Below are 24,389 nucleotides of genomic sequence, written 5' to 3' on the forward strand. Positions count from 1 at the left end.
GTGGGAATGCCTGGAAGTCACACGGTCACCTTTCAAGTGCCAGGACAGCGGCTCCATTTCGCGGACACCGCTGCCACCCAACGACACTAAAGGACCGGCCCGCATACGCGATCACAGGGGTGCGAGACCCGGCCACGCCTCGGCGGGCCGCGCCGCCCGGTCGGGAGCGGGCGGCGCGGCCGGGGTGACGGCCACGGCCAGGAACGTCGCCGCGAGGGCGCTGGCGGCGGCCAGCCCCGCGGCGAGCCGGCGCCGCGCACGGTCGAGAGGGACGGGGGTGGCGCACTTGCGGTGACGTGCCATGAGGGATTCCTGAGGTCTGGGGGGCGGAGGGAGGGGGCTTGGTGGACGGTGCTCGGTGCTCGGAAGTCGGTGCTCGGGGTCGGTACTCGGTGGTCGGTGGCGCGGGCCGTCAGAAACTGAACCGCTCGCTGTGGATGTGCCGGCGGGGCACGCCCGCCTTGACGAGCGAGGCGGTCGCCGCGTCCGCCATCGGGCCGGGCCCGCACAGATAGACGTCGTGCTCGGCCAGGTCCGCCACGAGGTTGCGCAGGGCCTGCGGCGCGAGCGGGTCGAAGGACGCGTCGGACGGGCCGAGCAGATAGTGCAGCGCGGCTCCGCGCGCCGCCGCGATGGCCTCCAGCTCCGCCCGCAGCACCAACTGGGCGGCGTTGCCGGCCCGGTAGAGCAGGGTGAGATCACCGGGTGCCGCGGGCAGTGTCTCAAACAGGACCCGCATGGGCGTGATGCCGACCCCGCCCGCGAGCAGCAGCACCTTGCGACGGGTGCGGCGGTGCGCGGTCATCGCGCCGAACGGCCCGGTGACCAGCACCCGGGTCCCCGGCCGCAGGCGCCGGATCCGCCGGCTGTGCACCCCGAGCGCCTTGACGGTGATGCGTACGGTGTCGTCCCGCACCGGCGCGGACAGCGTGAACGGCAGCGAGGTGTGCCACAGCCTGCGCCGCACGAACCGCCACCGCAGGAACTGCCCGGGCTCGGCCCGCAGCGCGTCGAGGCCGGTACCGCGCATCACCACCGACACCACGTCCGGACTCTCGTCGCGCACCTCCACGACGCGCAGACCATGGCGCAGCGCCTGCCGCACGGGCACGACGGCCCGGTACCAGACGATCAGCACGGCCACCGTGGCGTGCAGCATCGCCCACACCCACACGGTCAGCGGACTCCCGGCCACATCGGGCCCCACCAGCTGGTGGGCGAAGGCGAGCGCCGCGCCGAGGTAGGTGAGGAAGTGCAGGGCGTGCCAGGTCTCCCGCGACGTCCGCGCCCGGACGGCCCGCACCGAGGTGACCCCGGCGACACCGAACGCCACCGTGCCGAGCGCCGCCGCCAGGATCCCCCCGTAACCCAGCAGCCGACGGGCCGCACTCAGCAGATCGCCCCCGGTGTAGGCGGCGTACGCGCAGAGGGCCAGCACCAGATGCGCGCCGATCAGGCTCAGGACGTAGCGCCCGCCGAGCGCGTGCCACCGGGCCAGCCGGTCCGCCCCGACCCCGTGCTCGACGGCCGGGACCCTCGCCATGAGCAGCAGCATCACCAGCACCCCGTAGCCCGCGAGCAGCCCCGACAGGTGCGCCCCGGCCGCGAACAGGGCGTCCAGCCGCGCGGACGGCTCCGCCTGACACCCCCACACCAGGCTCACCACCCCGGCCCCCGCGACCAGTTGCCCCCGCAGGGCCCGGGGCCCGACCCGCAGAACCGGCACGGACCCGCCCCGGGTCGGGCTGAACCGGTCGGACCGTTGGGCGGGGCCGGGCTGTGGTGCGGCGCCGGGCTGTGGGTGAGGGCCGGGCTCATGCGCGGGGCCGGGCTGATGGGCCGGGCCGGGTTCATAGGCGGAGCCGGACTGAGGATCCGGGCCGGACTGATGGGACTGGTGGGCGAGATAGGCGGACAGGGCGGGGTACGCGGCGAGCCGCGGGTCGGTGGCCTCGATCGTCACGTCCGGCAGCCTAGGTCGGCCCGACGGCCAAAACGCCCTGGTCAGACCCGGATTCAGGATCCTTAAGGCCCCCTTGAGGACGGGCTGACCACCGATTAAGCCGGACTCCCCGCAGCCCGGTCGAGATACCGCAGCACCGCGAGGACCCGGCGGTGGCCCGACTCGGACGGCGGCAGATCCAGCTTGGTGAAGATGTTCGCGATGTGCTTCTCCACCGCCCGCTCCGACACCCCGAACCCCTCGGCGATGGCGTGGTTGGTACGGCCCTCCGCCATCAGACCGAGCACCTCGCGCTCGCGCGGAGTGAGGGCGTCGAGCGCGGCGGCCCGCCTGCTCGCCCCGAACAGCTGGGCCACCACTTCCGGATCCAGCGCGGTCCCGCCGGCCGCGACGCGCTCCAGCGCGTTCACGAACTCGCCGATGTCCACGACGCGTTCCTTCAACAGGTATCCGACCCCCGCCCCGCCGTCTCCGACGAGCTGCGCCGCGTACTTCGTCTCCACGTACTGCGAGAAGATCAACACGCCAGTGCCCGGCGCCGTACGCCGGATCTGCACGGCCGCCCGCAGCCCTTCGTCGGTCTGTGTCGGCGGCAGCCGGATGTCCACCACGGCCGCGTCCGGCCGGTGTTCGGCCACGGCGGCCAGCAGTGCCTCGGCGTCCGAGACCGCGGCGGCCACCTCAACCCCCCGCATCTCCAGCAGCTGCACGAGCCCGTCGCGCAGGATCGAGGAGTCCTCGGCGATGACGACCCGCATGAATGACCCGCCCTGCTCTCGGTGTTGAACGTGGTAAGCGTGCTGAACGCGGCGAAGCCGGTGACGTGGTGCAACCGGGATCCGGGCCGGAGGAGCCGCCGGGGCTCACTTGTACGGCAGCACCACGCTCACCACCGTAGGCCCTCCGGGCGGGCTGTTGCAGGTCAGCGACCCGTCGACGGTACGCACCCGGGCCCGCAGCCCGGCCAGCCCGCTCCCCGCCCCGACCACCGCTCCCCCGCGCCCGTTGTCCGCGACGGTCAGCAGCAGGATCCTGGCCGCGCCGTGCACGGTGACCTTCACCTGGGTGGCCCCGCTGTACTTGGCCGCGTTGGCCAGGAGCTCGGCCGTACAGAAGTACGCGATGGACTCGACCGCCGGACTCGGCCTCCCCTCCATCCCGCACTCCACCCGCACCGGCAGAGCACTGTCCGCCGCCAGCGTGGCGAGCGCGGTGTCGAGGCCCTGGTCGAGGACGGGCGGATGGATGCCCTTGACCAGGTGGCGCAGATCGGCGACGGCCTGCTTGGCGTTGCCCTGCGCGGTCTCGACGACCTTCAGGATCCTGTCCTGCTCGGCCCCGCCCGCCACCAGCTCGCGGATCATCGTGAGGTGCATGCCCAGGCCCACCAGCCGGGCCTGGGTCCCGTCGTGCAGGTCGCGCTCGATGCGGCGCAAGGTGGCCGCCGCGTCGTCCACGGCCTGGGCGCGGGTCTCCTCCAGGGTGCGGATGCGCTGGTCCGCACGGTCCGGGCCGAGCAGCGCGCCGAGCAGCAGCCGGTGCGGGGTCAGGGCGTGCCGCAGCAGCCACGGCGCCGCGTACAGGAGCACCAGGCCGAGGGCCAGGGGCACCAGCCGGCGCGGCCAGCTGTCGAACTCCACACCCCCCACCTCCAGGCCCACCTGTCGTACGGAGCCGTCGGGCTCCCGGATCGTGAAGTAGTTCCAGCGCTTGAGCAGGGGATGCAGGGTCAGCAGCACCCCGTTCACCCAGCCGATGTACACCGCGCCCAGGGGCAGCAGGGCGGTCAGCGGTGCCAACAGGGCACAGCCCACCGCGCGCCAGCCGGCCCGTCCCCCCAGCACCGAACGCCGCCAGTCGAACACCCCGCTCGACTCCACCGCCTCCGGGGCCTCGATCTCCAGCCCCAACAGCCGCCGGGCCAGCGCCCGTTGAAGGTCACCGAGAGCCAGCGCCAGCCGGACGGCGACGGCGATGAGCCAGAGCCCCGGCGTCGTCCAGGACAGCACCGCCCCCAGGAGCAGGACGCCGGCGACCAGCACCATGCCCGTCAGCGCGAGCGGCAGCCCGATGAGCGCGTGGAGCGCGGCCCGTGCGATCGTGCCGAGCCGGTCCCGTCGGTAGGGGAAGGTGAGGGAACCCGGAAGGCGCGGGTGGCGCGGTCGGTCCATGAGCGACAACCCTAGAGCGCGCGGCTCAGAGCTGGTGGATCACGGGTATCGACAGCAGCGCGCAGAACGCGGCCACCACGAGCGCCGGCCCGCTCGCCCGCAGCAGCCCCGTCCGCCGGCCGCCCAGGAAGCTCTTGACCAGACGGGCCTGGAGCGCCGTGAACCCCCGCATCACCCACGGGGTGAGCAGCAGGAACGGGATTCCTCCGCCCAGACCGTGCACCGCCCACGCGCCCGCCATGGTGGGGCCGCCCCAGGCCTGGGTCGGGTCGCCGCCGGGCCGCAGCGGATAGGCGAGATTGAGGACGACGACCGTCCAGAGGTAGCCCGACACCACGAGCGCCATCAGATTCAGCGGCAGGCTGATCACCGCATGGGCCAGGGCGAGCGGGCCGGTGCGCCGGGGCTCCGCCACTTCCACCCCGAGCAGCCGTCGGGCGAGCCCCCGCTGTATGCGCCCGGCCGGGCCTCCGACCAGGGCTATGGGGACGCACGCGATGCCCACGGGCAGGGCGAGCAGGAGGTAGGCGAGCCGCAGCCAGGTCGCGGATCGCAGCGGCTCCCGGAGCACGTCCCGCCATCCGATGCGGAACGGCCGCCGGTGCCGGGCGTGCTGGTCCGATGCCCGCCCGGGCGCGGAAGTCCGCCTGGTCGCGGATGCCGATGCCGGCCCGGACGCCGACGCCGATGCGGATGCCGGGCCCGATGCGGATGCCGACACCGATGCCGATGCCGATGCCGATGCGGTGTGTCGCTGTGCGAGGTCCATGCGTCAAGGCTCCCGCCCCGGCCCCGCCTTTTCGATCGTGCCAGCACGGATCCCCGAGGTTCGGTTTACCCCACCCCACTCCCGGCCCATCCCCTCCCGGCCCACCCCCTCACACCCCGCCCCCCGCCCCGCTGAGCGCAAGGTTCCCGCACGGAAATAACAGGGATCCTCTCGGGAAACAGCCGCCCCCCAACCTGAACGCATGAGTACGGACATCGTGGTGATCGGCGGCGGCACGGCGGGTGCCCGCCTGGCCCGGCATGTCCCGGTGACCGTCATCGGGGAGGAGCCGCACGCCCCGTACAACCGGGTGCTCCTCGCCGAGGTGCTCGCCGGACGGTACGGGCCCGAGGTGATCGCGCTGCCGCCGGTTCCGGTGCGGCGCGGTGTGCGCGCGGTGCGGATCGACCGGGCCGCCCGCCTGGTGCACTGCGACGACGGCACCGCCGTCCCGTACGGACGCCTGGTCCTCGCGACCGGCTCGAACCCGGTGCTGCCGCCCCTGCGGGGCCTGCGCGAGGGGCGGCTTCCCGACGGCGTCCACCCCTTCCGCACCCTCGACGACGCCCTCGCGCTGAGCGAGCGGACCCGCGAGGGCACCCGCGCCGTGGTCATCGGCGGCGGCCTGCTGGGCGTGACGGCGGCGCGGGCGCTCGCCGAACGCGGCGCCCAGGTCGTCCTCGCCCAGCAGGGCGAGCGGGTCATGGAACGTCAACTCGACGCGGAATCGGCCCTGTTGGTGCGCGCCCACCTCGAACTCCTCGGCGTCGAGGTGCACACCGAGTGCCGGGTGCGCGGCCTGACCGGGCCGGCCGGCACCGACGTCGAGCTCGCCGACGGATTCGTCCTCGGCGCCGACCTCGTGGTCCTGGCCACCGGCGTGCGCCCGCGGACCGGGCTCGCGCTGGCCGCCGGGCTCGACGTGCGCCAGGGCGTCGTCGTGGACGACGAGCTGCGCACCTCCGACCCCCGCATCCACGCCGTCGGCGACTGCGCCGAACACCGCGGCACCGTGTACGGCCTGGCGGGAGCGGCGCTCGAACAGGCCGACGTGCTCGGCGCGTTGCTGGCCGGCAGATCCGGCGCCTACACCGGCACCCGCGGCCTGACCCGGCTCACCCTGGGCGGCCCGCACCCCCTCGACCTCGCCGCGTTCGGCGAACCCACCCCGCGCCCCGGCGACGACGTCGCCCACCTCACGGACGCCACCCGCGGCGCCTACCGCAAGGTCGTCGTGCGCGGTGACCGCCTGGTCGGAGGCGTGCTCCTGGGCGACCTCGGCGCGGTCGGGACGCTCGCGCGGACCTGGGAGGGCGACGAGCCCCTGCCCGACGCGCCCCTGCTCCACCTGCTCACCCATGACGGAGGTTCCTGACGTGTCCACCGAACACCTTCCCACCCTTGTGGTCGTCGGCCACGGCATGGTCGGCCAGCGCTTCCTCGAAGCCCTCGCCGAACGCGGCGCGACCGGCAGGACCCGCGTGGTCGTGCTGTGCGAGGAGCCGCGCCCCGCCTACGACCGGGTCCACCTCACCTCGTACTTCCAGGGCACGACGCCCGATGAACTCGGCCTCGTTCCGGACGGCTTCCTGCGGGAACACGGGATCGAGCTGTACGTCGACGACCCCGCCGAGTCGGTGGACCGGGCCGCGCGCACCGTCACCGCGCGCTCGGGGCGCACCTTCGCGTACGACACGCTCGTGTTCGCCACCGGTTCCTACCCCTTCGTGCCGCCGGTGCCCGGCAAGGACCTACCCGGCTGCTTCGTCTACCGGACGATCGAGGACCTGCTGGCCATCGAGGCGTACGCGAAGACCGCGACGACCGGCGCGGTGGTGGGCGGAGGACTGCTCGGACTGGAGGCGGCGGGCGCGCTCAACGGGCTGCGGCTGAACACCCACGTCGTGGAGTTCGCGCCCCGGCTCATGCCGGTACAGGTCGACGAGGGCGGCGGTGCGGCCCTGCTGCGCACCATCGAGAACATGGGTCTGACCGTGCACACGGGCGTCGGAACGCAGGAGATCACCGCCGACGAGGAGGGACGCGTCAACGGGATGACACTCTCTGACGGTTCACATCTGTCGACCGACCTCGTGGTGTTCTCCGCCGGCGTCCGCCCCCGCGACCAGCTGGCCCGCGACTGCGGACTCGCGGTCGGCGAGCGCGGCGGCATCGTCGTGGACGAGCGGTGCCGCACCAGTGACCCCGCGGTGTTCGCGATCGGCGAGTGCGCGCTCGCCGCGGACGGCCGCGTCTACGGTCTGGTCGCGCCGGGCTACGACATGGCGGAGACGGCGGCCGACACGATCGCCGCGAGCGCCCGACGCACCTTCAACGGTGCCGACTTGTCGACCAAACTGAAGCTGCTCGGCGTCGACGTGGCCTCCTTCGGCGACGCGCACGGCGCCGCCGAGGGCTGTCTCGACGTCGTCTACTCCGACTCGCGTTCCGGTGTCTACAAGAAGCTGGTCGTCTCGCCGGACGGTGTGCTGCTCGGCGGCGTCCTGGTCGGCGACGCGGACGCGTACGGCATGCTGCGCCCCCTCACCGGGCACGTGCCGCCGGTCGCGCCCGAGCAGCTGGTGCTGCCCGCCGGACTCGGCGCGCCCGCCGTGCTCGGCCCCGACGCGCTGCCCGACGACGCGGTCGTCTGCTCCTGCCACAACGTCACCAAGGGCGCGATCACCGCCTGCGCCTCGCTGGCCGAGGTCAAGAAGTGCACCAAGGCCGGTACGGGGTGCGGGGGTTGCGTCAAGACGATCGAGACGCTGCTGCCGAAGTCCGGCGACGGCGGCCTGTGCGACTGCTTCGCGCAGAGCCGCAAGGAGCTGTACGAGATCGCGCTGGCGCTGCGCGTCGAGTCGTTCACCGAGCTGCTCGACGGGCACGGGCGGGAGGGGGCGCGGGGCGGCGAGGGCTGCGAGGTGTGCAAGCCCGCCGTCGCCTCGATCCTGGCGGGGCTCGGCCACGGGCACATCCTGGACGGCGAGCAGGCCGCCCTCCAGGACACCAACGACCACTTCCTCGCCAACCTCCAGCGCAACGGCTCGTACTCGATCGTGCCGCGCATCCCCGGCGGCGAGATCACCCCCGACAAGCTGATCGTGATCGGCGAGGTGGCGCGGGACTTCGGGCTCTACACCAAGATCACCGGAGGCCAGCGCATCGACCTCTTCGGCGCGCGCGTCGACCAACTGCCGGTGATCTGGGCGCGGTTGGTGGCGGCGGGCTTCGAGTCGGGGCACGCGTACGGGAAATCGCTGCGTACGGTGAAATCGTGCGTGGGGCAGACCTGGTGCCGTTACGGGGTGCAGGACTCGGTGCGCATGGCGATCGATCTGGAGCTGCGCTACCGGGGCCTGCGGTCGCCGCACAAGCTGAAGTCGGCGGTCTCGGGCTGTGCCCGCGAGTGCGCCGAGGCCCAGTCGAAGGACTTCGGCGTGATCGCCACGGCCAACGGCTGGAACCTGTACGTCGGCGGCAACGGCGGTGCGAGCCCGCGCCACGCCGATCTGCTGGCCCAGGATCTGACGGATGACGAACTTGTCCGTCTGATCGACAGATTCCTGATGTTCTACATCCGCACCGCCGACCGCCTGGAGCGCACCTCGGTGTGGCTGGAGCGGATCGAGGGAGGCCTCGCCCACGTCAGGGACGTGGTGGTCGACGACTCGCTCGGCATCTGTGCCGAGCTGGAGGCCCTGATGGCGGCGCATGTGGCGGGGTACCGCGACGAGTGGGCCGACACCCTCGACGATCCGGAGCGGCTCGCCCGTTTCGTGTCCTTCGTGAACGCGCCCGGCGCGCCCGACCCGTCGGTCCGGTTCGTCGCCGAGCGCGACCAGATCAAGCCCGAACTGCCCCTCCTCACCCTGGGAGCCACCCGATGAGCATGGTCGAACTCAAGCTGGACGAAGGCTGGTTCGCGGTCTGCGAGACCGCGCGCCTCACGCCCGGGCGGGGTGTCGCCGCCCTCCTGCCGGACGGCCGGCAGGCCGCGGTCTTCACCGACCGGCAGGGGCGTACGTACGCGATCGACAACCGGGACCCGTTCACCGGGGCGTACGTCCTGTCGCGCGGGCTGCTCGGCTCGACGCCGCAGGGCCGCCCCTATGTGGCCTCGCCGCTCCTGAAGCACCGGTTCGACCTGGAGACCGGGGCCTGTCTCGACGACGAGGCGCAGGCCGTGCGGACGTATCCGACCTCACCGGCGTGACGTGCGGGCCGCGCCGTGGGGGCCGCGCCCCGGTCAGGCGTTGATCGCGGCCGGGTCCATGTACATGACCTCCCAGTGGTGGCCGTCGGGGTCCAGGAAGGAACGGCCGTACATGGGGCCCTGCTCCATGGTCTCCTGGGCGGGTGAGCCGCCGGAGGCGAGGGCGGTGTCGACGAGGCGGTCCACCTCCTCGCGGCTGTCGGCGCTGAGACAGACGATGGACTCGACGGTGGTGGCGGTGTCGGCGATCTCCCGCCGGGTGAAGCCCTTGAAGAACGGCTCGGTGAGCAGCATGGCGAAGATGGTGTCGCTGATGACCAGGCAGCCGGCGTTCTCGTCGGTGAACTGGGGGTTGAAGGAGTAGCCCAGGGCGGTGAAGAAGTCCTTCGAGCGGTTCAGGTCCTTCACCGGCAGATTGACGAAGATCATGGTGGGCATGGTGTGCTCCCTCGCGGGTGGTGTCGTTGCTTACGAGGGGTAGACGGCGGCCCGCGCGGAAACTCATCGCGGTGCCGGAAGAAAGTTTCGCGCCGTCGCGCCGGTCACGCGCCGCCGCCGTCCGCTCACCGTGCGTCTCTCCCGCCCGAGGTCGACACACCCTCGACACACCCCTGTCGTAATCCCCCTGCATGGTTGATCGTTGAGCCGTACAGCCAGATGTCGTACCGGGGATGACGAACAGGGGGCGTACACCATGACGATCAGCCGTCGGACGCTGCTCGGCGCCGGGGCCGCACTCGGCCTGCTCACCGCCTGCGGCTCCAACACGGGCCGTGATCAGGGGAGTTCGGGCGGCAAGGTGGCGCTCGGGCACTGGTACCACCAGTACGGCGAGGCGGGTACCGAGGCGGCCGTGCGGCGGTACGCGGCCGCGTACGACCGGGCGAGGGTGTCGGTGCAGTGGCGGCCGGGCAACTACGACCAGCAGACCGCCGCGGCGCTGCTCACGGACGCGGGGCCGGACGTCTTCGAGGTGAACGGGCCCACCCTCGACCAGATCCAGGGGGGTCAGGTCGCCGATCTGACGGCGCTGCTCGACGGGGTGCGCGACGACTTCCATCCGGCGGTGCTCGCGCCGAAGACGTACGGCGGCAAGGTGTGGGGGATCCCGCAGGTCGTGGACACCCAGTTCCTGTACTACCGCAAGAGCCTGCTGGCGGCGGCGGGGGTGCGGCCGCCGACGACCCTCGACCAACTGGTGGACGCGGCGGCCGCGTTGACGCGCGACAAGGTGAAGGGCCTGTTCCTCGGCAATGACGGCGGGGCGGGGGTCCTCGGCGGTACGCCCCTGTACGCGGCGGGGCTGAGCCTGGTGACGGCGGACGGCCGGGCGGGGTTCGACGATCCGGCGGCGGCCCGCACGCTCGGCAAGCTGCACCGCCTGTACGCGGACAAGTCGCTGCTGCTGGGGGCGCCGTCGGACTGGTCGGATCCGGCCGCGTTCGTGCAGGGTCTGACCGCTATGCAGTGGTCGGGTCTGTGGGCGCTGCCTGCGGTGCGCAAGGCCCTGGGGGACGATTTCGGGGTGCTGCCGTTTCCCGCGGACGGGCCGGGCGGCCGGCCGTCGGTGCCGGTGGGGGCCTATGCCGCGGCGGTGTCGGCGCGTTCGGGGCACCGGGTGCAGGCGGAGGCCTATGTGAAGTGGCTGTGGGTGGAACGGACCGATTTTCAGGAGGACTTCGCGCTGTCCTACGGCTTCCACATTCCGGCCCGGCTCTCGCTGGCGAAGCGGGCGGCGAAGCTGCGGGAGGGCGCGGCGGCGGACGTGGTGCGGTTCGTGACGGAGCACGGGTACGCCCAGCCGCTGCTGTGGACGCCGGCGGCGCAGAGCGCGTACCAGGACGCGCTGAGCCGGATCATCAAGGACGGGGCGGGCGCGGAGGGGGAGTTGAAGGCCGTGGTGCGGACGGTGAACGGGGAGCTGGCGCGGGTGGGGAAGCGCTGAGCGCCGTGCGACGACGCGTTGCGCACGACACGCTGTGGTTCTGGGTCTTCGTCGGGCCGTTCGCCGCCGGGCTCGCGCTGTTCACGTACGTTCCGCTGCTGTGGAGCGTCACCTTGAGCTTCTTCGACGCGCACAACACGGTCTCGCCGACCCGGTTCGTGGGGTTCGGCAACTACGCCGCGATGCTGCGGGACGGGGCGTTCACTTCCAGTCTGGGCACGTTCGCGGTGTTCTCGCTGTTCATCGTGCCGGCGACGTACGCGCTGGCGCTGGGGCTCGCGCTGATGGTGCACCGGGTGGGGCGGCTGCAGGCGTTCTTCCGTTCGGTGTTCTTCCTGCCGGCGGCGTGTTCGTATGTGGTGGCGTCGCTGATCTGGAAGATGTCCCTCTTCAGCGGGGTGCGGTTCGGGCTGGTGAACACGGTGCTCGGCCGGTTCGGGGTGGATCAGACGGCGTGGCTATCGACGACGCATCCGCCGTGGTACTGGCTGGTGATCGTGAGTGTGCGGCTGTGGTTGCAGGCCGGGTTCTACATGATCCTGTTCCTGGCGGGGCTCCAGCGGATCAGCCCCCGGCTGTACGAGGCGGCGGCGGTGGACGGGGCGCGGCCGGGCTGGCAGGTGTTCCGGCACATCACGTTCCCGCAGCTGCGGGCGACGTCGGTGGCGGTGGTGCTGCTGCTGGTGATCAACGCGTTCCAGGCGTTCGACGAGTTCTACAACCTGCTCTCCGACGCCCGCGGCTATCCGCCGTATGCCCGGCCGCCGCTGGTGTACCTGTACTACACGGCGCTGGGGCAGGGGCAGGACCTGGGGATGGGCAGTGCGGGTGCGGTGATCCTGGCGCTGATCATCGCGGTGGTGACGGTGTTCCAGGCCCGCTGGTTCGGTCTGGGCCGCAAGGAGGGCGACTGATGGGTGCCGCGGGTGTGCCGGGCGGCGGGGGCCGGCGTGAGGAGGGTCTGGTGCGGGCGGGGCGGGCGCTGCGGTGGGTGGTGCTGGTGGCGCTGGCGCTGGTGTTCCTGGTGCCGTTCTATCTGCTGGTGCGCAACGGGCTCGCGGCCGAGCGGGACATCACGTCGCCCGACTGGACGTTCTTCCCGTCCACGCTGCACTGGTCCAACGTGCGGGAGCTGTTCGAGGATCCCGCGGTGCCGATGGCGCGCTCGCTGCTCAACTCGGCGCTGATCGCGGTGGCCACGACGGTGGGGACCCTGCTGTTCGCCTCGCTCGCGGGGTACGGGCTGGCGCGGATCCCGTACCGCTTCGCCAACCAGGTCTTCTACGCGGTGATCGGGACGCTGATGGTGCCCTCGGCGGTCACGTTCGTCCCGAGTTTCGTTCTCGTTTCGTCCCTCGGCTGGGTGTCGAGCCTGCGCGGCCTGATCGTCCCGACGTTGTTCTCGGGGTTCGCGTGCTTCATCTTTCGCCAGTTCTTCACGGGATTTCCACGAGAGCTGGAGGATGCGGCCCGCGTCGACGGTCTTGGATATTGGCGGACGTACTGGCGGATCGTCGTGCCCAATGCCCGTCCGGTGTTCGCGGCGGTGGGCACGATTGTGTTCATCGGTGCCTGGAATTCCTTTCTGTGGCCGTTGGTCATCGGCCAGGACCGGGACGCCTGGACGGTGCAGGTGGCGCTGTCCACCTTCACCAGCGCCCAAGTGGTCAACCTGCACGAGCTGTTCGTGGCCGCGGCGGTGTCCGTCGTCCCGCTGGTCCTGGTCTTCCTGCTGCTCCAGCGCTACATCGTGGCGGGTGTGGAGCGTTCGGGGATCGACGACTGACGGGGCCGCGGCACGCGGGGGGTGCCGCCGCTCAGCAGGGCGGTGCCGAGCGGGGTCAGGGTGTGCAGGACGGAGTTGCCGTGCCGCAGGGTGACCAGGAGCCCGGCGTCGCGCAGCACTCCGGCGTGCTGGCTGGCGGAGGCGAGGGACACCCCTGCCCTGCGGGCGAGTTCGCTGGTGGTGCAGCCGTTGCCGATGGACTGGAGCACGCTGGAGCGGGTGTGTCCCACCAGGCGGCCAAGACAGGCGCCGCGGTCGGGCCCGGGCGGGGATTCGTAGGGGGCCTGGGTGTGGGTCACCGGGTAGACGAGGACGGGCGGCAGCCGCGGGTCCTGGAGGGCGACGGGGGTGCGGCGGCAGAAGAACGAGGGCTGGAGGAGCAACCCCCGGCCGTCGAGGTGGAGTTCGCGGTCGACGGGATAGTCGGCCTCCAGGACGGGGGCGCGCCAGCGCAGCATCGGCGGCAGGGAGGCGAGGAGTTCGTCGGCGCCGCCGTCGAGCAGGGCCCGCCCCCGGGCGGCGCGGTCGGCGTCGACGCGGGTACGTATGTGGGCCCAGTACGGGGAGATCGCCGCCTGGTGGTAGGCGGCCAACGTGTCGGCCAGGCGGCCCAGTTGGGGGGTGTGACCGTCGGCGAGCCGGGCGGCCCAGCCGGTGGTGGGCCGCCCGCCCGGCAGGCGGGAGAGTTCGGCGGTCAGACGCTCCGGTGCGGTCTGGCGGATTTGTTCGAGTCCGCTGTCGAGGGAATGCGGGCCCTGGGGCGGCGTGAGAAAGTCGGGGAAATACCCGCGGCACGGGACGATCGCGGAGAGCAATCGCGTTTCTCCGGCCAGCCTGGCGCGAGTTTCCTGTCGCCATTCACCGAATACGGACGCACCGCGCCGGTCCCTTAAGCGGTGAAAGCTGAGAATCGTTTCCCACAGCGTGTCAGGACCCGGCGCCATACGGAGCCGGGCCAAGTCCTCGCCGGTGAAATGAATGCGCAGCACCGAAACCCCACCTGTCCAGTGGGGTGCAACCTGTTGCCTGTTGTTGCACCCGCAATTGATCCCCCGATCGACTCGACTGAGTATGCCTCCCGTCACTGCCCGTGACCACGGGCCTTTCAGCCACAGTTGAAAGGCCTCGCGCAAGGGGCGCCGGGGACGAAAAGCTGTACCTCGTCGGGCACGACACCGAGCCGACCGGAAAGATACTGCGAAGACCGTGGGGGGCTTCACAGCGTCTGGCGGCGGTGGGCGTAGGTGGCGGCTCCGTGCTCGGCGCGGTTGACAGAGTGCGGTTCATGGGTGGGGATCCGTGAACCGCACTCTGCATTTCCGGCCATCTCCCGGTTAAATGTCCGCCATTCAACAGGAATTAAGCGCTCGCACACCCTGGTGGTGTAGGGCGGGCGCCGTATGGCAAACGCTTACCGGGTGCGGCGTGGCCGCCAAGGCGACACCGGGGCGGCACGAAGGCAAAAGGGGCGGCCACCCCCGCACAGGGTGACCGCCCCTTCTTGGTGGACCGGAGCCGCCACCGGATCGGTGGTGAGGGTCGGGGACCCGGCGGCGGCTCCGGGGTCTTATCGCGAGTCGCTGCCCTTGGACTCGGCGGCGGCCCGGCCGGCTTCCAGGCGGGCGACGGGGATGCGGAACGGCGAGCAGGACACGTAGTCCAGGCCCACCTCGTGGAAGAAGTGCACCGACTCGGGGTCGCCGCCGTGCTCGCCGCAGACGCCGAGCTTGAGGTCGGGGCGGGTGGCGCGGCCGGCCGCGACGGCGGAGCGCACGAGGGAGCCGACGCCGTCCTTGTCGATGGTCTCGAAGGGCGAGACTCCGAAGATGCCCTTCTCCAGGTAGGCGGTGAAGAAGCTGGCCTCGACGTCGTCGCGGGAGAAGCCCCACACCGTCTGGGTCAGGTCGTTGGTGCCGAAGCTGAAGAACTGGGCGGCCTCGGCGATCTGGCCGGCCGTCAGGGCGGCGCGGGGCAGCTCGATCATGGTGCCGATGGTCAGCTTGAGTTCGGTTCCGGTGGCGGCCTCGACCTCGGCGATGACGGCGTCCGCCTCCTCGCGGACGATCTCCAGTTCCTGGACGGTGCCGACCAGCGGGATCATGATCTCGGCGCGGGGGTCGCCCTTGGCGTTCTTGCGCTCGGCCGCGGCCTCGGCGATCGCCCGTACCTGCATGGCGAACAGCCCGGGGATGACCAGGCCGAGGCGCACCCCGCGCAGGCCCAGCATGGGGTTCTGCTCGTGCAGCTTGTGGACGGCCTGGAGCAGGCGCAGGTCGTTCTCGTTGGCGTCCTTGCGGGACTCGGCGAGGGCGACGCGCACCGACAGCTCGGTGATGTCGGGCAGGAACTCGTGCAGCGGCGGGTCCAGGAGGCGCACGGTGACGGGCAGGCCGTCCATCGCCTCGAACAGCTCGACGAAGTCCTTCTTCTGGAGCGGCAGCAGGGCACTGAGTGCCGTCTCCCGCTCGTCGTCGGTGTCGGCGAGGATGAGCCTCTCGACCATCTCGCGCCGCTCGCCGAGGAACATGTGCTCGGTACGGCACAGGCCGATGCCCTGGGCGCCGAAGCGGCGGGCCCGCAGGGCGTCCTCGGCGTTGTCGGCGTTGGCCCGTACGCGCAGGCGGCGTACCCGGTCCGCGTACGCCATGACGCGGTGGACGGCGCCCACGAGTTCGTCGGCGTCGTCGGCCCCGGCGTGCATGCGGCCCTCGAAGTACTCGACGACCGGGGACGGCACGACGGGGACCTCACCGAGGTAGACCTTGCCGGTGGAGCCGTCGATGGAGACGACGTCGCCCTCTTCGATGACGGTGCCGGCCTGCGTCGTCATGCGGCGGCGCTTGGTGTCGACCTCCAGCTCCTCGGCGCCGCAGACACAGGTCTTGCCCATGCCGCGGGCGACGACGGCGGCGTGCGAGGTCTTGCCGCCGCGCGAGGTGAGGATGCCCTCGGAGGCGATCATGCCGTCGAGGTCGTCGGGGTTGGTCTCGCGGCGGATCAGGATGACCTTCTCGCCCGAGCGCGACCACTTGACGGCGGTGTACGAGTCGAAGACGGCCTTGCCGACGGCGGCGCCGGGCGAGGCGGCGATGCCGCGGCCGATGAGGTCGCTGGTGGCGGACTCGTCGAAGCGGGGGAACATCAGCTGGGCGAGCTGGGCGCCGTTGACGCGCTGGAGCGCCTCGGCCTCGTCGATGAGTCCTTGGTCGACGAGCTGGGTGGCGATGCGGAAGGCGGCGCCGGCGGTGCGCTTGCCGACGCGGGTCTGGAGCATCCACAGCTGGCCGCGCTCGATGGTGAACTCGATGTCGCAGAGATCCTTGTAGTGGGTCTCCAGGGTCTCCATGATCCCCATGAGCTGGTCGTACGACTTCTTGTCGATCGACTCCAGCTCGGCGAGCGCCACGGTGTTGCGGATGCCGGCGACGACGTCCTCGCCCTGCGCGTTCTGCAGGTAGTCGCCGTAGACGCCCTGGTGCCCGGAGGCGGGGTCGCGGGTGAAGGCGACGCCGGTGCCGGAGTCGGGGCCGAGGTTGCCGAAGACCATGGAGCAGATGTTGACCGCGGTGCCGAGGTCTCCGGGGATGCGCTCCTGACGGCGGTAGAGCTTGGCGCGGTCGGTGTTCCACGACTCGAAGACGGAGCAGATCGCGAGGTCCATCTGCTCGCGGGGGTCCTGCGGGAAGTCGCGCCCGGCCTCGGCCTTGACGATCTTCTTGAAGTGCTTGACCAGCTTCTTCAGGTCGCTCGCGTCGAGATCGGTGTCGACGGTGACCTTCTTGGCGGCCTTGGCGGCGTCGAGGGCCTCCTCGAACAGCTCGCCGTCCACGCCGAGCACGGTCTTGCCGAACATCTGGATGAGGCGGCGGTAGGAGTCCCAGGCGAAGCGCTCGTCGCCGGACTGCTTGGCGAGACCGGTCACCGAGGCGTCGGAGAGCCCGATGTTGAGGACAGTGTCCATCATGCCGGGCATCGAGAACTTGGCGCCGGAGCGGACCGAGACGAGGAGCGGGTCGTCGGCCTGGCCGAGCTTCTTGCCCATCGTCTGCTGGAGGGTGTCGAGGTGCGCGGTGACCTCGTCGCGCAGCTCGGCGGGCTCGTCACCGCTGTCGAGGTAGACCTTGCACGCCTCGGTGGTGATCGTGAACCCGGGAGGGACCGGGAGACCGAGGTTGGTCATCTCGGCGAGGTTCGCTCCCTTCCCGCCGAGCAGGTCCTTGAGGTCCCTGTTCCCCTCGGTGAAGTCGTAGACGAACTTCTGGGTGTGCTGGAGGTCTTTGTCTTCCGACACGGGTCTCGACTCCTCGAATCCGCGGTGGCTGCCCTGACGGCGAGGAACATACCCAGATCGAAGGTGTCTGGGTACGTCCACTTGTGCGTCACGGGGTCGTAACCACTCGTCCGCCACCAGATCGAAAGTGACTGGCGCGTAACGATCGCCCGGGGTGTGCGTTCAGGACTCGAAGGAGGCGAGGGTCGTATGGCCGCTGAACCGCTCATGTGAGCGACTTGCAGACCAGGTGAGTTCACCAAGTGAACACTGAAGGGGTGGCACTCAGTGCCACCCCTTTCAGAGATGCAGCCACGCGGAAAGTGCTCATCTGAGCGCAACCCCTATCAGGGGTGGCGAGAATCACGCGCTCGATCGAGCGGAATTCCAGCCTGCGGACCGCCTGCGCACCACCCCGCGGCCCTCGCGCGGACCCGCCCGGCACCCCGGGACGGGCCCGGATCAGCCGCCGGAGGTGTCCAGCTCGGCCTCCATGCTGATGCCGGAGCAGTCATAGGGGTCCTTCAGCCAGCCGTCGGGCAGGACGACCCGGTTGTTTCCGGACGTTCTGCCGCGCGGGCCGTCCGCGCCGTCCGGCCACGACTGGTCCAGGTCGAGCTCGCTCAACTGAGCGGCCAGCTCGTCCAGGGAGGAGCTGATCGCCAGGCTCTTGCGCATCTCGGAACCGACCGCGAAGCCCTTCAGGTACCAGGCCACGTGCTTGCGGAAGTCGATCACACCGCGCCGCTCGTCACCGATCCATTCGCCGAGCAGCGTCGCGTGCCGCAGCATGACCTCGGAGACGGTGCGCAGGGTGGGGCGCGCGAAGGAGTCGGTGCCCTCGAAGGCGGCCACCAGGTCGCCGAACAGCCAGGGCCGCCCGAGGCAGCCGCGTCCGACCACGACACCGTCGCAGCCCGTCTCCTTGACCATGCGCAGGGCGTCCTCGGCGGACCAGATGTCGCCGTTGCCGAGCACCGGGATCTCGGGGACGTGGTCCTTGAGGCGGGCGATGGCGTCCCAGTCGGCGGTGCCGCCGTAGTGCTGGGCGGCGGTGCGGCCGTGCAGGGCGATGGCGGTCACGCCCTCCTCGACGGCGATGCGGCCGGCGTCGAGGAACGTGATGTGGTCGTCGTCGATGCCCTTGCGCATCTTCATCGTGACCGGCAGGTCCCCCGCGTTGGAGACCGCCTCGTGCAGGATCGCGCGCAACAGGGGGCGCTTGTAGGGCAGGGCGGAGCCGCCGCCCTTGCGGGTCACCTTGGGCACGGGGCAGCCGAAGTTGAGGTCGATGTGGTCCGCCAGGTCCTCGTCCACGATCATGCGGACGGCCTTGCCGACGGTCACCGGGTCCACCCCGTAGAGCTGGATCGAGCGCGGCGTCTCGGTCTCGTCGAAGTGGATGAGCTGCATGGTCTTCTCGTTGCGCTCGACCAGCGCCCGCGTCGTGATCATCTCGCTGACGAACAGCCCCTTGCCGCCGGAGAACTCGCGGCACAGGGTGCGGAAGGGGGCGTTGGTGATGCCCGCCATGGGGGCGAGCACCACGGGCGGCTGCACGGTGTGGGGGCCGATGGAGAGCGTGGTCATCTGTTCATTGTCGCGCATCGCGCGCGTGCGCCCGGGGGCCTGTGGACAACCCCGGGTCCGGCGTGCGACGAGGGGGGGTGGCACTGCCCCGTCCGGCCTCGCTCCGTCCGGCTCTGCCCCGTTCGGCTTCGCCCGTCCGGAACCGCCGCGGTTAATCAGTGGGGTGTTCATTAGTTAGGCGTACTATCGAAGCCATGTCCGAGCCGAACCACCGCCGACGGATGCTCATCCTGGCGATCTGCTGCATGAGCCTGCTGATCGTCAGCCTCGACAACACCGTCCTCAACGTCGCCCTGCCCTCCATGCAGAAGGAGCTCCACGCCGGGGTCTCCGGAATGCAGTGGACGATCGACGCCTACACCCTCGTCCTGGCCTCCCTCCTGATGCTGTCCGGCTCCACGGCCGACCGCATCGGCCGCCGCCGCGTCTTCAAGGCGGGCCTGATCCTCTTCACGATCGGCTCGGTGCTCTGCTCGCTGGCGCCCAACCTGCCGTCGCTGGTGGCCTTCCGCATGGTGCAGGCCGTCGGCGGCTCCATGCTCAACCCCGTCGCCATGTCGATCATCACCAACACCTTCACCGACCCGCGCGAACGCGCCCGCGCCATCGGCGTGTGGGGCGGCGTCGTCGGCATCTCGATGGCCGCGGGCCCCATCGTCGGCGGGGTGCTCGTCGAGTCCGTCGGCTGGCGCTCGATCTTCTGGCTCAACCTCCCCGTCGGCCTGCTCGCCCTCTTCCTGACCTGGCGCTACGTCCCCGAGTCCCGCGCCCCCAAGCCCCGCCGCCCCGACCCGGTCGGCCAGCTCCTGGTCATCGCGCTGCTCGGCTCACTGACGTACGCGATCATCGAGGTGCCCGACGCCGGCTGGACCTCGCCGCAGATCCTCGGTTTCGCCGCGCTCGCCGTCGCCTCGCTCACCGCACTCCTGGTGTACGAGCCGAGGCGCGCGGAACCCCTCATCGACCTGCGGTTCTTCCGCAGCGCCCCGTTCAGCGGCGCCACCGTCATCGCGGTGTCCGCCTTCGCCGCGCTCAGCGGGTTCCTCTTCCTCAACACCCTGTACCTCCAGAACGCACGCGGTCTGAGCGCCCTGAACGCCGGGCTCCACATGCTGCCGATGGCCGCGCTGACCTTCGTGTGCGCGCCGCTGTCCGGGCGGCTGGTCGGCAGCCGGGGCCCGCGCCTCTCGCTGCTCGTGGCCGGGATCGCGATGGCCGCGAGCGGGCTGCTGTTCGCCGTGTTCGACGCCGAGCGGACCACGGCCCTGCTGTTCACCGGGTACGTCCTGTTCGGGCTCGGCTTCGGCATGGTCAACGCGCCGATCACCAACACCGCGGTCTCCGGGATGCCCCGCTCCCAGGCGGGCGTGGCCGCCGCGGTCGCCTCCACCAGCCGCCAGATCGGGCAGACGCTGGGGGTCGCCGTGATCGGCGCGGTCCTCGCGGGCGGCATGGCGGGCGTGGCCTCCGGCGGGTACGCCGGTCATTTCGCCGGGGCCGCCCGGCCCGCCTGGTGGATCATCACCGGCTGCGGTGTGAGCGTGCTGTTCGTGGGGCTCGCGACCAGCGGACGGTGGGCGCGCGCGTCCGCGCTGCGCACCGCCGAACGCCTGGAGGGACCGGCCGCCCACGCCCGGGCGGACATCAGCGCCTGACCCGGGCCCGAGCGGGGCGCGTGCGGGGAGGGCCGGCGCGGCCCCCGCACGCTCAGGACCCGGCCGGCACCAGCGCCTCGGCGTCCTTGGTGAGTGCTTCGAGGCGCTCCAGGCGCTCGCGGCTCTCGTCGTCCGTCGGTACGTACATGACCAGGCGCGGGCCGGCCGAGGGGCCGAGCCACAGATTGGTGTGCTCGACCCGCAGCAGCCCGACGTCCGCGTTGCGCAGGTACTTGGTCTTGCCGCCCTGGGTGACCACCTCGTGCCGGGCCCACACCTCGCGGAACTCCGGCGACGCGCCCTCCAGCCGGGTCAGCAGCGCCTTCCAGGCCGGCTCCGTCAGATGCTCGGCCATGGAGGCGCGGAACTTGGCGGCCATCACCCGGTTCATCTCGGCGAGGTCCACCACCGAGGCCCGCCACTGGGGGTCGGTGAAGGCCAGCCACATGCAGTTGCGGTCCTCGGGCGGCACCGCGTCCAGGTCGCACAGCAGCCGCCCGTAGGTGGGGTTGTAGGCCAGGATGTCGTAGCGGCTGTTCTGGACGCAGGCCGGGATGGGGCCCAGTTGGTCGAGCATCGCGCGCAGCGCCGGAGTCACGCTCGGGCAGGCCGCGTTGGGCGTCGGGTCGAGCGCGCCGGCCAGCGAGAAGAGGTGGCTGCGCTCGCTGGGGTCGAGCAGCAGGGCGCGCGCGAGGGCGTCCAGGACCTGCGGGGAGACCTGGATGTCGCGGGCCTGCTCCAGCCAGGTGTACCAGGTGACGCCGACCGCGCTGAGCTGCGCGACCTCCTCGCGGCGCAGGCCCGGGGTGCGGCGGCGCCGGCCCGGGGGCAGCCCGACCTGTTCGGGGGTGATGCGCTCGCGGCGGCTGCGCAGGAACTCGGCCAGCTCGTGTCGGCGGACGTCGCTCGCCGGGGCCACAGTGCTCATGGCTTCAGGGTGCCGCACCCGCGGGCCCCTGTCAGCCGGTTGCCAGGTAGTCCTTGTACCAGGATAAGAAGACTCTGGTACCAGGCTGGGAACGGGAGGATCGTCTACGGCGTGAGTGAAACAACGGTACGGACGACCTCCACCCCCTCCCCTCTCTCCCCCGCCGCCACGGTGCCGGTCACCCGGCACGCGGCGGTGATCGGACCGCTCGGGCTGTTCACGGTACTGCTCGGCGCGGCTCTGCCCCTGATCGACTTCTTCATCGTCAACGTCGCCCTGCCGTCCATGGACAGCGACCTCGCGGCGGGCCCGGCGCTGCTCGAACTCGTGGTCTCCGGGTACGGCGTCGCCTATGCGGTCCTGCTCGTGCTCGGCGGCCGGCTCGGCGACATGGCGGGGCGCCGCCGCCTCTTCCTGATCGGCATGGCCGCCTTCGGCCTCACCTCGCTCGCCTGCGGCCTGGCCCCCACCGCGTGGACCCTGGTCGGCGCGCGGGTGGCACAGGGTGCCGCGGCGGCGCTGATGATGCCGCAGGTGCTCGCCACCATCCAGGCCACCACGCAGGGCCCCCGCCGCGCCAAGGCGATGAGCCTGTACGGGGCCACCGCCGGCCTGTCCATGGTGGCGGGGCAGATCCTCGGCGGCGTCCTGGTCGCGGCGGACATCGCCGGGTCGGGCTGGCGCTCGGTGTTCCTGGTGAACGTGCCGGTCGCCATCGCGGGCCTGTTCCTCGCGGCCCGCGCGATGCCCGAGACCCGCTCGGACCGCCCGGCCGGCATCGACGGACCCGGCACCCTGCTCCTCGCCCTGTCCCTGATCTCGCTGCTGCTCCCGCTCACCGAGGGCCGGGCGGCGGGCTGGCCGCTGTGGACCTGGGTCTCGCTCGGCGTCTTCCCGTTCGCGGCGGCCGGCTTCTTCCTGGTGGAGCGGCGCGGTGACCGGCTGGGCCGGACGCCCCTGGTGCCGCCGAGCCTGCTGTCGACGGAATCACTGCGGCGTGGGCTGATCATGGTGGTGCCGTTCTCGATCGGCTTCAGCGGGTTCATGTTCGTGGTCGCCGTGGTGCTCCAGCAGGGGCTGCGGATGGGCCCGGTGGCGGCCGGACTCGCCCTGGTGCCGATGGCGCTGGCGTTCTTCGCCGCCTCGCTGGCCGGGCCGCGGCTGATCGGCCGGTTCGGCACCCGCGTGGTGACGGCGGGCGGCGTGATCCAGGCGGTGGGCATCGCGGTGCTGACCGTGACCGTGTGGCAGGGCTGGTCCGGCCTGACGGTTGCCGAACTGGCCCCGGGCGTGGCCGTCGCCGGTCTCGGCCAGGGCCTCCAACTCCCGGTCCTCATCCGCCTGATGCTCTCCGACATACCGGCCGACCGGGCCGGGGTGGGCGGCGGCGTGGTGGTCACCACCCAGCAGTCCGCGCTCGCCCTCGGCGTCGCGACCCTGGGCTCGCTCTTCCTGGCGCTCGCCCCGTCGGCGGGCATGCGCGACGCGCTCGTGGTCACCCTGCTCGTGCAGCTCGGCCTGATCGTGGTGACGGCGCTGCTGAGCCTGCGGCTGCCGCGCGTCATGCGGTGAGGGTGAGCGGTGAGGGTGAGCCGCCGACCGCGAAGGGCCCGGAACGTGTTCGTCACGTTCCGGGCCCTTCGCCGTTCCACGTCCTGGGACGCTCCGGGTCAGCTCTCGCTGGACTCCGTCACCGCGGGGTTGGCGCGCTCACGCATCCTGCGCAGCAACTCCTCCTTCTTGTCCACGGCGGCCCTGCGGTCGGCCGCGCTCCCCTGGACCGAGCCCTGGTCTCCGTTGCGGGACACCTTCTTGCGCTGTCCACCGACACCGAGCAGGTTGTTGCGACTCTTAGCCATGGGGCGACGGTACCCGGCCGGGAGGGGTGGGTCGTACCAGGTTTCGGGGGCGGTGACGACTGACAGATATTGAAATCTGTCAGCTGTCATGCCATGGTGGATCCATCCCCACTCGTAGACCCCGAACCCCAAGGGAGTCCCCTCATGCGAACCCTCACTCTCGGCGCCACCGGCCCCCGCACCTCCGTACTCGGCCTCGGCTGCATGGGCATGTCGGCGCTGTACGGCGAAGCGGACCGGGGCGAGTCGATCGCCACCATCCACGCCGCGCTCGACGCCGGCGTCACCCTGCTCGACACCGGCGACTTCTACGCCATGGGCCACAACGAGATGCTGATCGGCGAGGCGCTGCGCAGCGCCCCCGCCGCGGCCCGCGAACAGGCGCTCACCAGCGTGAAGTTCGGCGCGCTGCGCGACCCGGAGGGCGGCTGGTCCGGTTATGACGGCCGGCCCGCCGCGGTGAAGAACTTCGCCGCCTACTCGCTCCAGCGCCTCGGCGTCGACCACATCGACGTCTACCGGATCGCGCGCCTGGACCCGGACGTGCCGGTGGAGGAAACCGTGGGCGCGATCGCCGAGCTGGTGCAGGCCGGACACGTACGGCACATCGGCCTGTCCGAGGTGGGTGCGGCCACGCTGCGCCGGGCCGCCGCGGTGGCTCCGATCTCGGACCTCCAGATCGAGTATTCGCTGATTTCGCGGGGCATCGAGGAGGAGATCCTGCCGACGGCGAGCGAGCTGGGCATCGGCGTCACCGCGTACGGCGTGCTGTCGCGGGGTCTCATCAGCGGGCACTTCACGCGTGACCGGCAGCTGGCCGCGGGCGACTTCCGCGGGATGAGTCCGCGCTTCCAGGGCGAGAACCTCCAGCACAACCTGGACCTCGTGGAGGCGCTGCGGAAGATCGCCGAGGAGAAGGGGGTGTCGGTCGCGCAGATCGCGATCGCGTGGGTGCTCGCGCAGGGCCCCCGGCACGGGGTGGACGTGGTGCCGCTGATCGGTGCGCGCCGCCGGGACCGGCTCGCGGAGGCGCTCGGCGCCCTCGGCGTGGAGCTGACGGCGGCCGATCTCGCCGCGATCGAGGCGGCGGTGCCGGCGGGCGCGGCGGCGGGCGAGCGGTATCCGCAGGCGCAGATGGCGCATCTGGACAGCGAGCACTGAGTGCCGGGCGGGTCCGTCGTGGGTCTTTCCGGGCCGTCGTGGCCTGTGGACAAGTCCGTCACCCGGGGTTGTCCAC

The 24,389-nt window shown here is 71.6% G+C and carries 20 protein-coding genes; 9 read left to right on the forward strand and 11 right to left on the reverse strand.

What is annotated here, in order from left to right; translation table 11 throughout:
• Nucleotides 1–111: 111 nt before the first annotated feature.
• From ACGF3I_RS25005 to ACGF3I_RS25025, 5 genes are all read right to left on the reverse strand, one after another.
• On the reverse strand, nt 112–303 hold the full coding sequence (locus ACGF3I_RS25005; protein ID WP_393135580.1) for a hypothetical protein: 192 nt from the start codon (nt 301–303) through the stop codon (nt 112–114).
• A gap of 109 nt (nt 304–412) precedes the next feature.
• Nucleotides 413–1,963 (reverse strand): ferric reductase-like transmembrane domain-containing protein, encoded by a 1,551-nt coding sequence (locus ACGF3I_RS25010; RefSeq protein WP_393135582.1) that lies wholly within the window; start codon nt 1,961–1,963, stop codon nt 413–415.
• Nucleotides 1,964–2,058: 95 nt separating this feature from the next.
• Nucleotides 2,059–2,721, reverse strand: a complete 663-nt coding sequence (locus ACGF3I_RS25015) for a response regulator (RefSeq protein WP_393135584.1) — start codon at nt 2,719–2,721, stop codon at nt 2,059–2,061.
• 105 nt (nt 2,722–2,826) lie between these two features.
• A complete protein-coding gene (locus tag ACGF3I_RS25020) occupies nt 2,827–4,134 on the reverse strand; it encodes a sensor histidine kinase (protein ID WP_393135586.1) in 1,308 nt (435 codons plus the stop codon).
• Nucleotides 4,135–4,159: 25 nt separating this feature from the next.
• Nucleotides 4,160–4,705 (reverse strand): hypothetical protein, encoded by a 546-nt coding sequence (locus ACGF3I_RS25025; RefSeq protein WP_393135588.1) that lies wholly within the window; start codon nt 4,703–4,705, stop codon nt 4,160–4,162.
• A 400-nt stretch (nt 4,706–5,105) separates the two neighbouring features.
• Between ACGF3I_RS25025 and ACGF3I_RS25030 the strand changes: the two genes are divergently transcribed.
• Genes ACGF3I_RS25030 through nirD form a run of 3 tightly spaced genes read left to right on the forward strand, consistent with a single transcriptional unit; the run spans nt 5,106 to nt 9,119 of the window.
• Nucleotides 5,106–6,278 (forward strand): NAD(P)/FAD-dependent oxidoreductase, encoded by a 1,173-nt coding sequence (locus ACGF3I_RS25030; protein WP_393135590.1) that lies wholly within the window; start codon nt 5,106–5,108, stop codon nt 6,276–6,278.
• Nucleotides 6,262–8,793: a nitrite reductase large subunit NirB gene (gene nirB / locus ACGF3I_RS25035; RefSeq protein ID WP_393135592.1), complete on the forward strand. Its 2,532-nt coding sequence runs from the start codon at nt 6,262–6,264 to the stop codon at nt 8,791–8,793. Before ACGF3I_RS25030 ends, nirB begins: the two co-directional genes overlap by 17 nt.
• Nucleotides 8,790–9,119, forward strand: coding sequence for a nitrite reductase small subunit NirD (nirD, locus tag ACGF3I_RS25040; RefSeq protein WP_393135593.1), 330 nt, complete (start codon nt 8,790–8,792; stop codon nt 9,117–9,119). Before nirB ends, nirD begins: the two co-directional genes overlap by 4 nt.
• A 33-nt stretch (nt 9,120–9,152) precedes the next feature.
• Here nirD and ACGF3I_RS25045 read toward each other — a convergent pair whose 3' ends face one another.
• Nucleotides 9,153–9,557 (reverse strand): VOC family protein, encoded by a 405-nt coding sequence (locus ACGF3I_RS25045; protein ID WP_393135595.1) that lies wholly within the window; start codon nt 9,555–9,557, stop codon nt 9,153–9,155.
• A gap of 256 nt (nt 9,558–9,813) precedes the next feature.
• Between ACGF3I_RS25045 and ACGF3I_RS25050 the strand changes: the two genes are divergently transcribed.
• The 3 genes from ACGF3I_RS25050 to ACGF3I_RS25060 are packed head-to-tail and all read left to right on the forward strand — an operon-like array spanning nt 9,814 to nt 12,850.
• Nucleotides 9,814–11,064 carry an ABC transporter substrate-binding protein gene (locus ACGF3I_RS25050; RefSeq protein WP_393135597.1) on the forward strand — a complete coding sequence of 417 codons (1,251 nt, stop codon included), beginning with the start codon at nt 9,814–9,816 and terminating at the stop codon, nt 11,062–11,064.
• Nucleotides 11,065–11,069: 5 nt separating this feature from the next.
• Entirely contained in the window at nt 11,070–11,978 is a 909-nt protein-coding gene (locus tag ACGF3I_RS25055) for a carbohydrate ABC transporter permease (protein WP_393135598.1), read from the forward strand.
• Nucleotides 11,978–12,850 (forward strand): carbohydrate ABC transporter permease, encoded by an 873-nt coding sequence (locus ACGF3I_RS25060; RefSeq protein ID WP_393135600.1) that lies wholly within the window; start codon nt 11,978–11,980, stop codon nt 12,848–12,850. The genes ACGF3I_RS25055 and ACGF3I_RS25060 overlap by 1 nt, the downstream gene beginning before the upstream one ends.
• Here the strand turns inward: ACGF3I_RS25060 and ACGF3I_RS25065 are convergent.
• From ACGF3I_RS25065 to dusB, 3 genes are all read right to left on the reverse strand, one after another.
• Nucleotides 12,808–13,839: an ArsR/SmtB family transcription factor gene (locus ACGF3I_RS25065; RefSeq protein WP_393135602.1), complete on the reverse strand. Its 1,032-nt coding sequence runs from the start codon at nt 13,837–13,839 to the stop codon at nt 12,808–12,810. The two genes, ACGF3I_RS25060 and ACGF3I_RS25065, sit on opposite strands and share 43 nt — an antisense overlap.
• 578 nt (nt 13,840–14,417) lie before the next feature.
• Nucleotides 14,418–17,141, reverse strand: a complete 2,724-nt coding sequence (ppdK, locus tag ACGF3I_RS25070; RefSeq protein ID WP_393135604.1) for a pyruvate, phosphate dikinase — start codon at nt 17,139–17,141, stop codon at nt 14,418–14,420.
• Between the two features lie 441 nt (nt 17,142–17,582).
• Nucleotides 17,583–18,728 carry a tRNA dihydrouridine synthase DusB gene (dusB, locus tag ACGF3I_RS25075; protein WP_393135606.1) on the reverse strand — a complete coding sequence of 382 codons (1,146 nt, stop codon included), beginning with the start codon at nt 18,726–18,728 and terminating at the stop codon, nt 17,583–17,585.
• 176 nt (nt 18,729–18,904) lie between these two features.
• Between dusB and ACGF3I_RS25080 the strand changes: the two genes are divergently transcribed.
• Nucleotides 18,905–20,365 (forward strand): MFS transporter, encoded by a 1,461-nt coding sequence (locus tag ACGF3I_RS25080; RefSeq protein ID WP_393135608.1) that lies wholly within the window; start codon nt 18,905–18,907, stop codon nt 20,363–20,365.
• 52 nt (nt 20,366–20,417) lie between these two features.
• Here the strand turns inward: ACGF3I_RS25080 and ACGF3I_RS25085 are convergent, their stop codons facing one another.
• The gene (locus tag ACGF3I_RS25085) at nt 20,418–21,293 is read right to left on the reverse strand and encodes a helix-turn-helix domain-containing protein (RefSeq protein WP_393135610.1); all 876 of its coding nucleotides are present in this window, start codon (nt 21,291–21,293) and stop codon (nt 20,418–20,420) included.
• 111 nt (nt 21,294–21,404) lie between these two features.
• Between ACGF3I_RS25085 and ACGF3I_RS25090 the strand changes: the two genes are divergently transcribed.
• Entirely contained in the window at nt 21,405–22,865 is a 1,461-nt protein-coding gene (locus ACGF3I_RS25090; RefSeq protein WP_393135612.1) for an MFS transporter, read from the forward strand.
• Nucleotides 22,866–22,963: 98 nt separating this feature from the next.
• On the opposite strand, the gene ACGF3I_RS25095 is transcribed toward ACGF3I_RS25090, so the two are convergent.
• Nucleotides 22,964–23,152: a DUF6243 family protein gene (locus ACGF3I_RS25095; protein ID WP_393135614.1), complete on the reverse strand. Its 189-nt coding sequence runs from the start codon at nt 23,150–23,152 to the stop codon at nt 22,964–22,966.
• Between the two features lie 144 nt (nt 23,153–23,296).
• Between ACGF3I_RS25095 and ACGF3I_RS25100 the strand changes: the two genes are divergently transcribed.
• Nucleotides 23,297–24,313, forward strand: coding sequence for an aldo/keto reductase (locus ACGF3I_RS25100; protein ID WP_393135616.1), 1,017 nt, complete (start codon nt 23,297–23,299; stop codon nt 24,311–24,313).
• Nucleotides 24,314–24,389 lie beyond the last annotated feature (76 nt).

The sequence above is a fragment of the Streptomyces sp. NPDC048111 genome (genome assembly GCF_043202815.1).
Lineage (GTDB): Bacteria > Actinomycetota > Actinomycetes > Streptomycetales > Streptomycetaceae > Streptomyces.

Bases quoted from the DNA above. Each gene is read 5' to 3' on its own strand.
- ACGF3I_RS25005 (WP_393135580.1), bottom strand. From the start codon at position 303: ATGGCACGTCACCGCAAGTGCGCCACCCCCGTCCCTCTCGACCGTGCG.
- ACGF3I_RS25015 (WP_393135584.1), bottom strand. From the start codon at position 2,721: ATGCGGGTCGTCATCGCCGAGGACTCCTCGATCCTGCGCGACGGGCTC.
- ACGF3I_RS25020 (WP_393135586.1), bottom strand. From the start codon at position 4,134: ATGGACCGACCGCGCCACCCGCGCCTTCCGGGTTCCCTCACCTTCCCC.
- ACGF3I_RS25030 (WP_393135590.1), top strand. From the start codon at position 5,106: ATGAGTACGGACATCGTGGTGATCGGCGGCGGCACGGCGGGTGCCCGC.
- nirB (WP_393135592.1), top strand. From the start codon at position 6,262: ATGACGGAGGTTCCTGACGTGTCCACCGAACACCTTCCCACCCTTGTG.
- nirD (WP_393135593.1), top strand. From the start codon at position 8,790: ATGAGCATGGTCGAACTCAAGCTGGACGAAGGCTGGTTCGCGGTCTGC.
- ACGF3I_RS25045 (WP_393135595.1), bottom strand. From the start codon at position 9,557: ATGCCCACCATGATCTTCGTCAATCTGCCGGTGAAGGACCTGAACCGC.
- ACGF3I_RS25050 (WP_393135597.1), top strand. From the start codon at position 9,814: ATGACGATCAGCCGTCGGACGCTGCTCGGCGCCGGGGCCGCACTCGGC.
- ACGF3I_RS25060 (WP_393135600.1), top strand. From the start codon at position 11,978: ATGGGTGCCGCGGGTGTGCCGGGCGGCGGGGGCCGGCGTGAGGAGGGT.
- dusB (WP_393135606.1), bottom strand. From the start codon at position 18,728: ATGCGCGACAATGAACAGATGACCACGCTCTCCATCGGCCCCCACACC.
- ACGF3I_RS25080 (WP_393135608.1), top strand. From the start codon at position 18,905: ATGTCCGAGCCGAACCACCGCCGACGGATGCTCATCCTGGCGATCTGC.
- ACGF3I_RS25085 (WP_393135610.1), bottom strand. From the start codon at position 21,293: ATGAGCACTGTGGCCCCGGCGAGCGACGTCCGCCGACACGAGCTGGCC.
- ACGF3I_RS25095 (WP_393135614.1), bottom strand. From the start codon at position 23,152: ATGGCTAAGAGTCGCAACAACCTGCTCGGTGTCGGTGGACAGCGCAAG.
- ACGF3I_RS25100 (WP_393135616.1), top strand. From the start codon at position 23,297: ATGCGAACCCTCACTCTCGGCGCCACCGGCCCCCGCACCTCCGTACTC.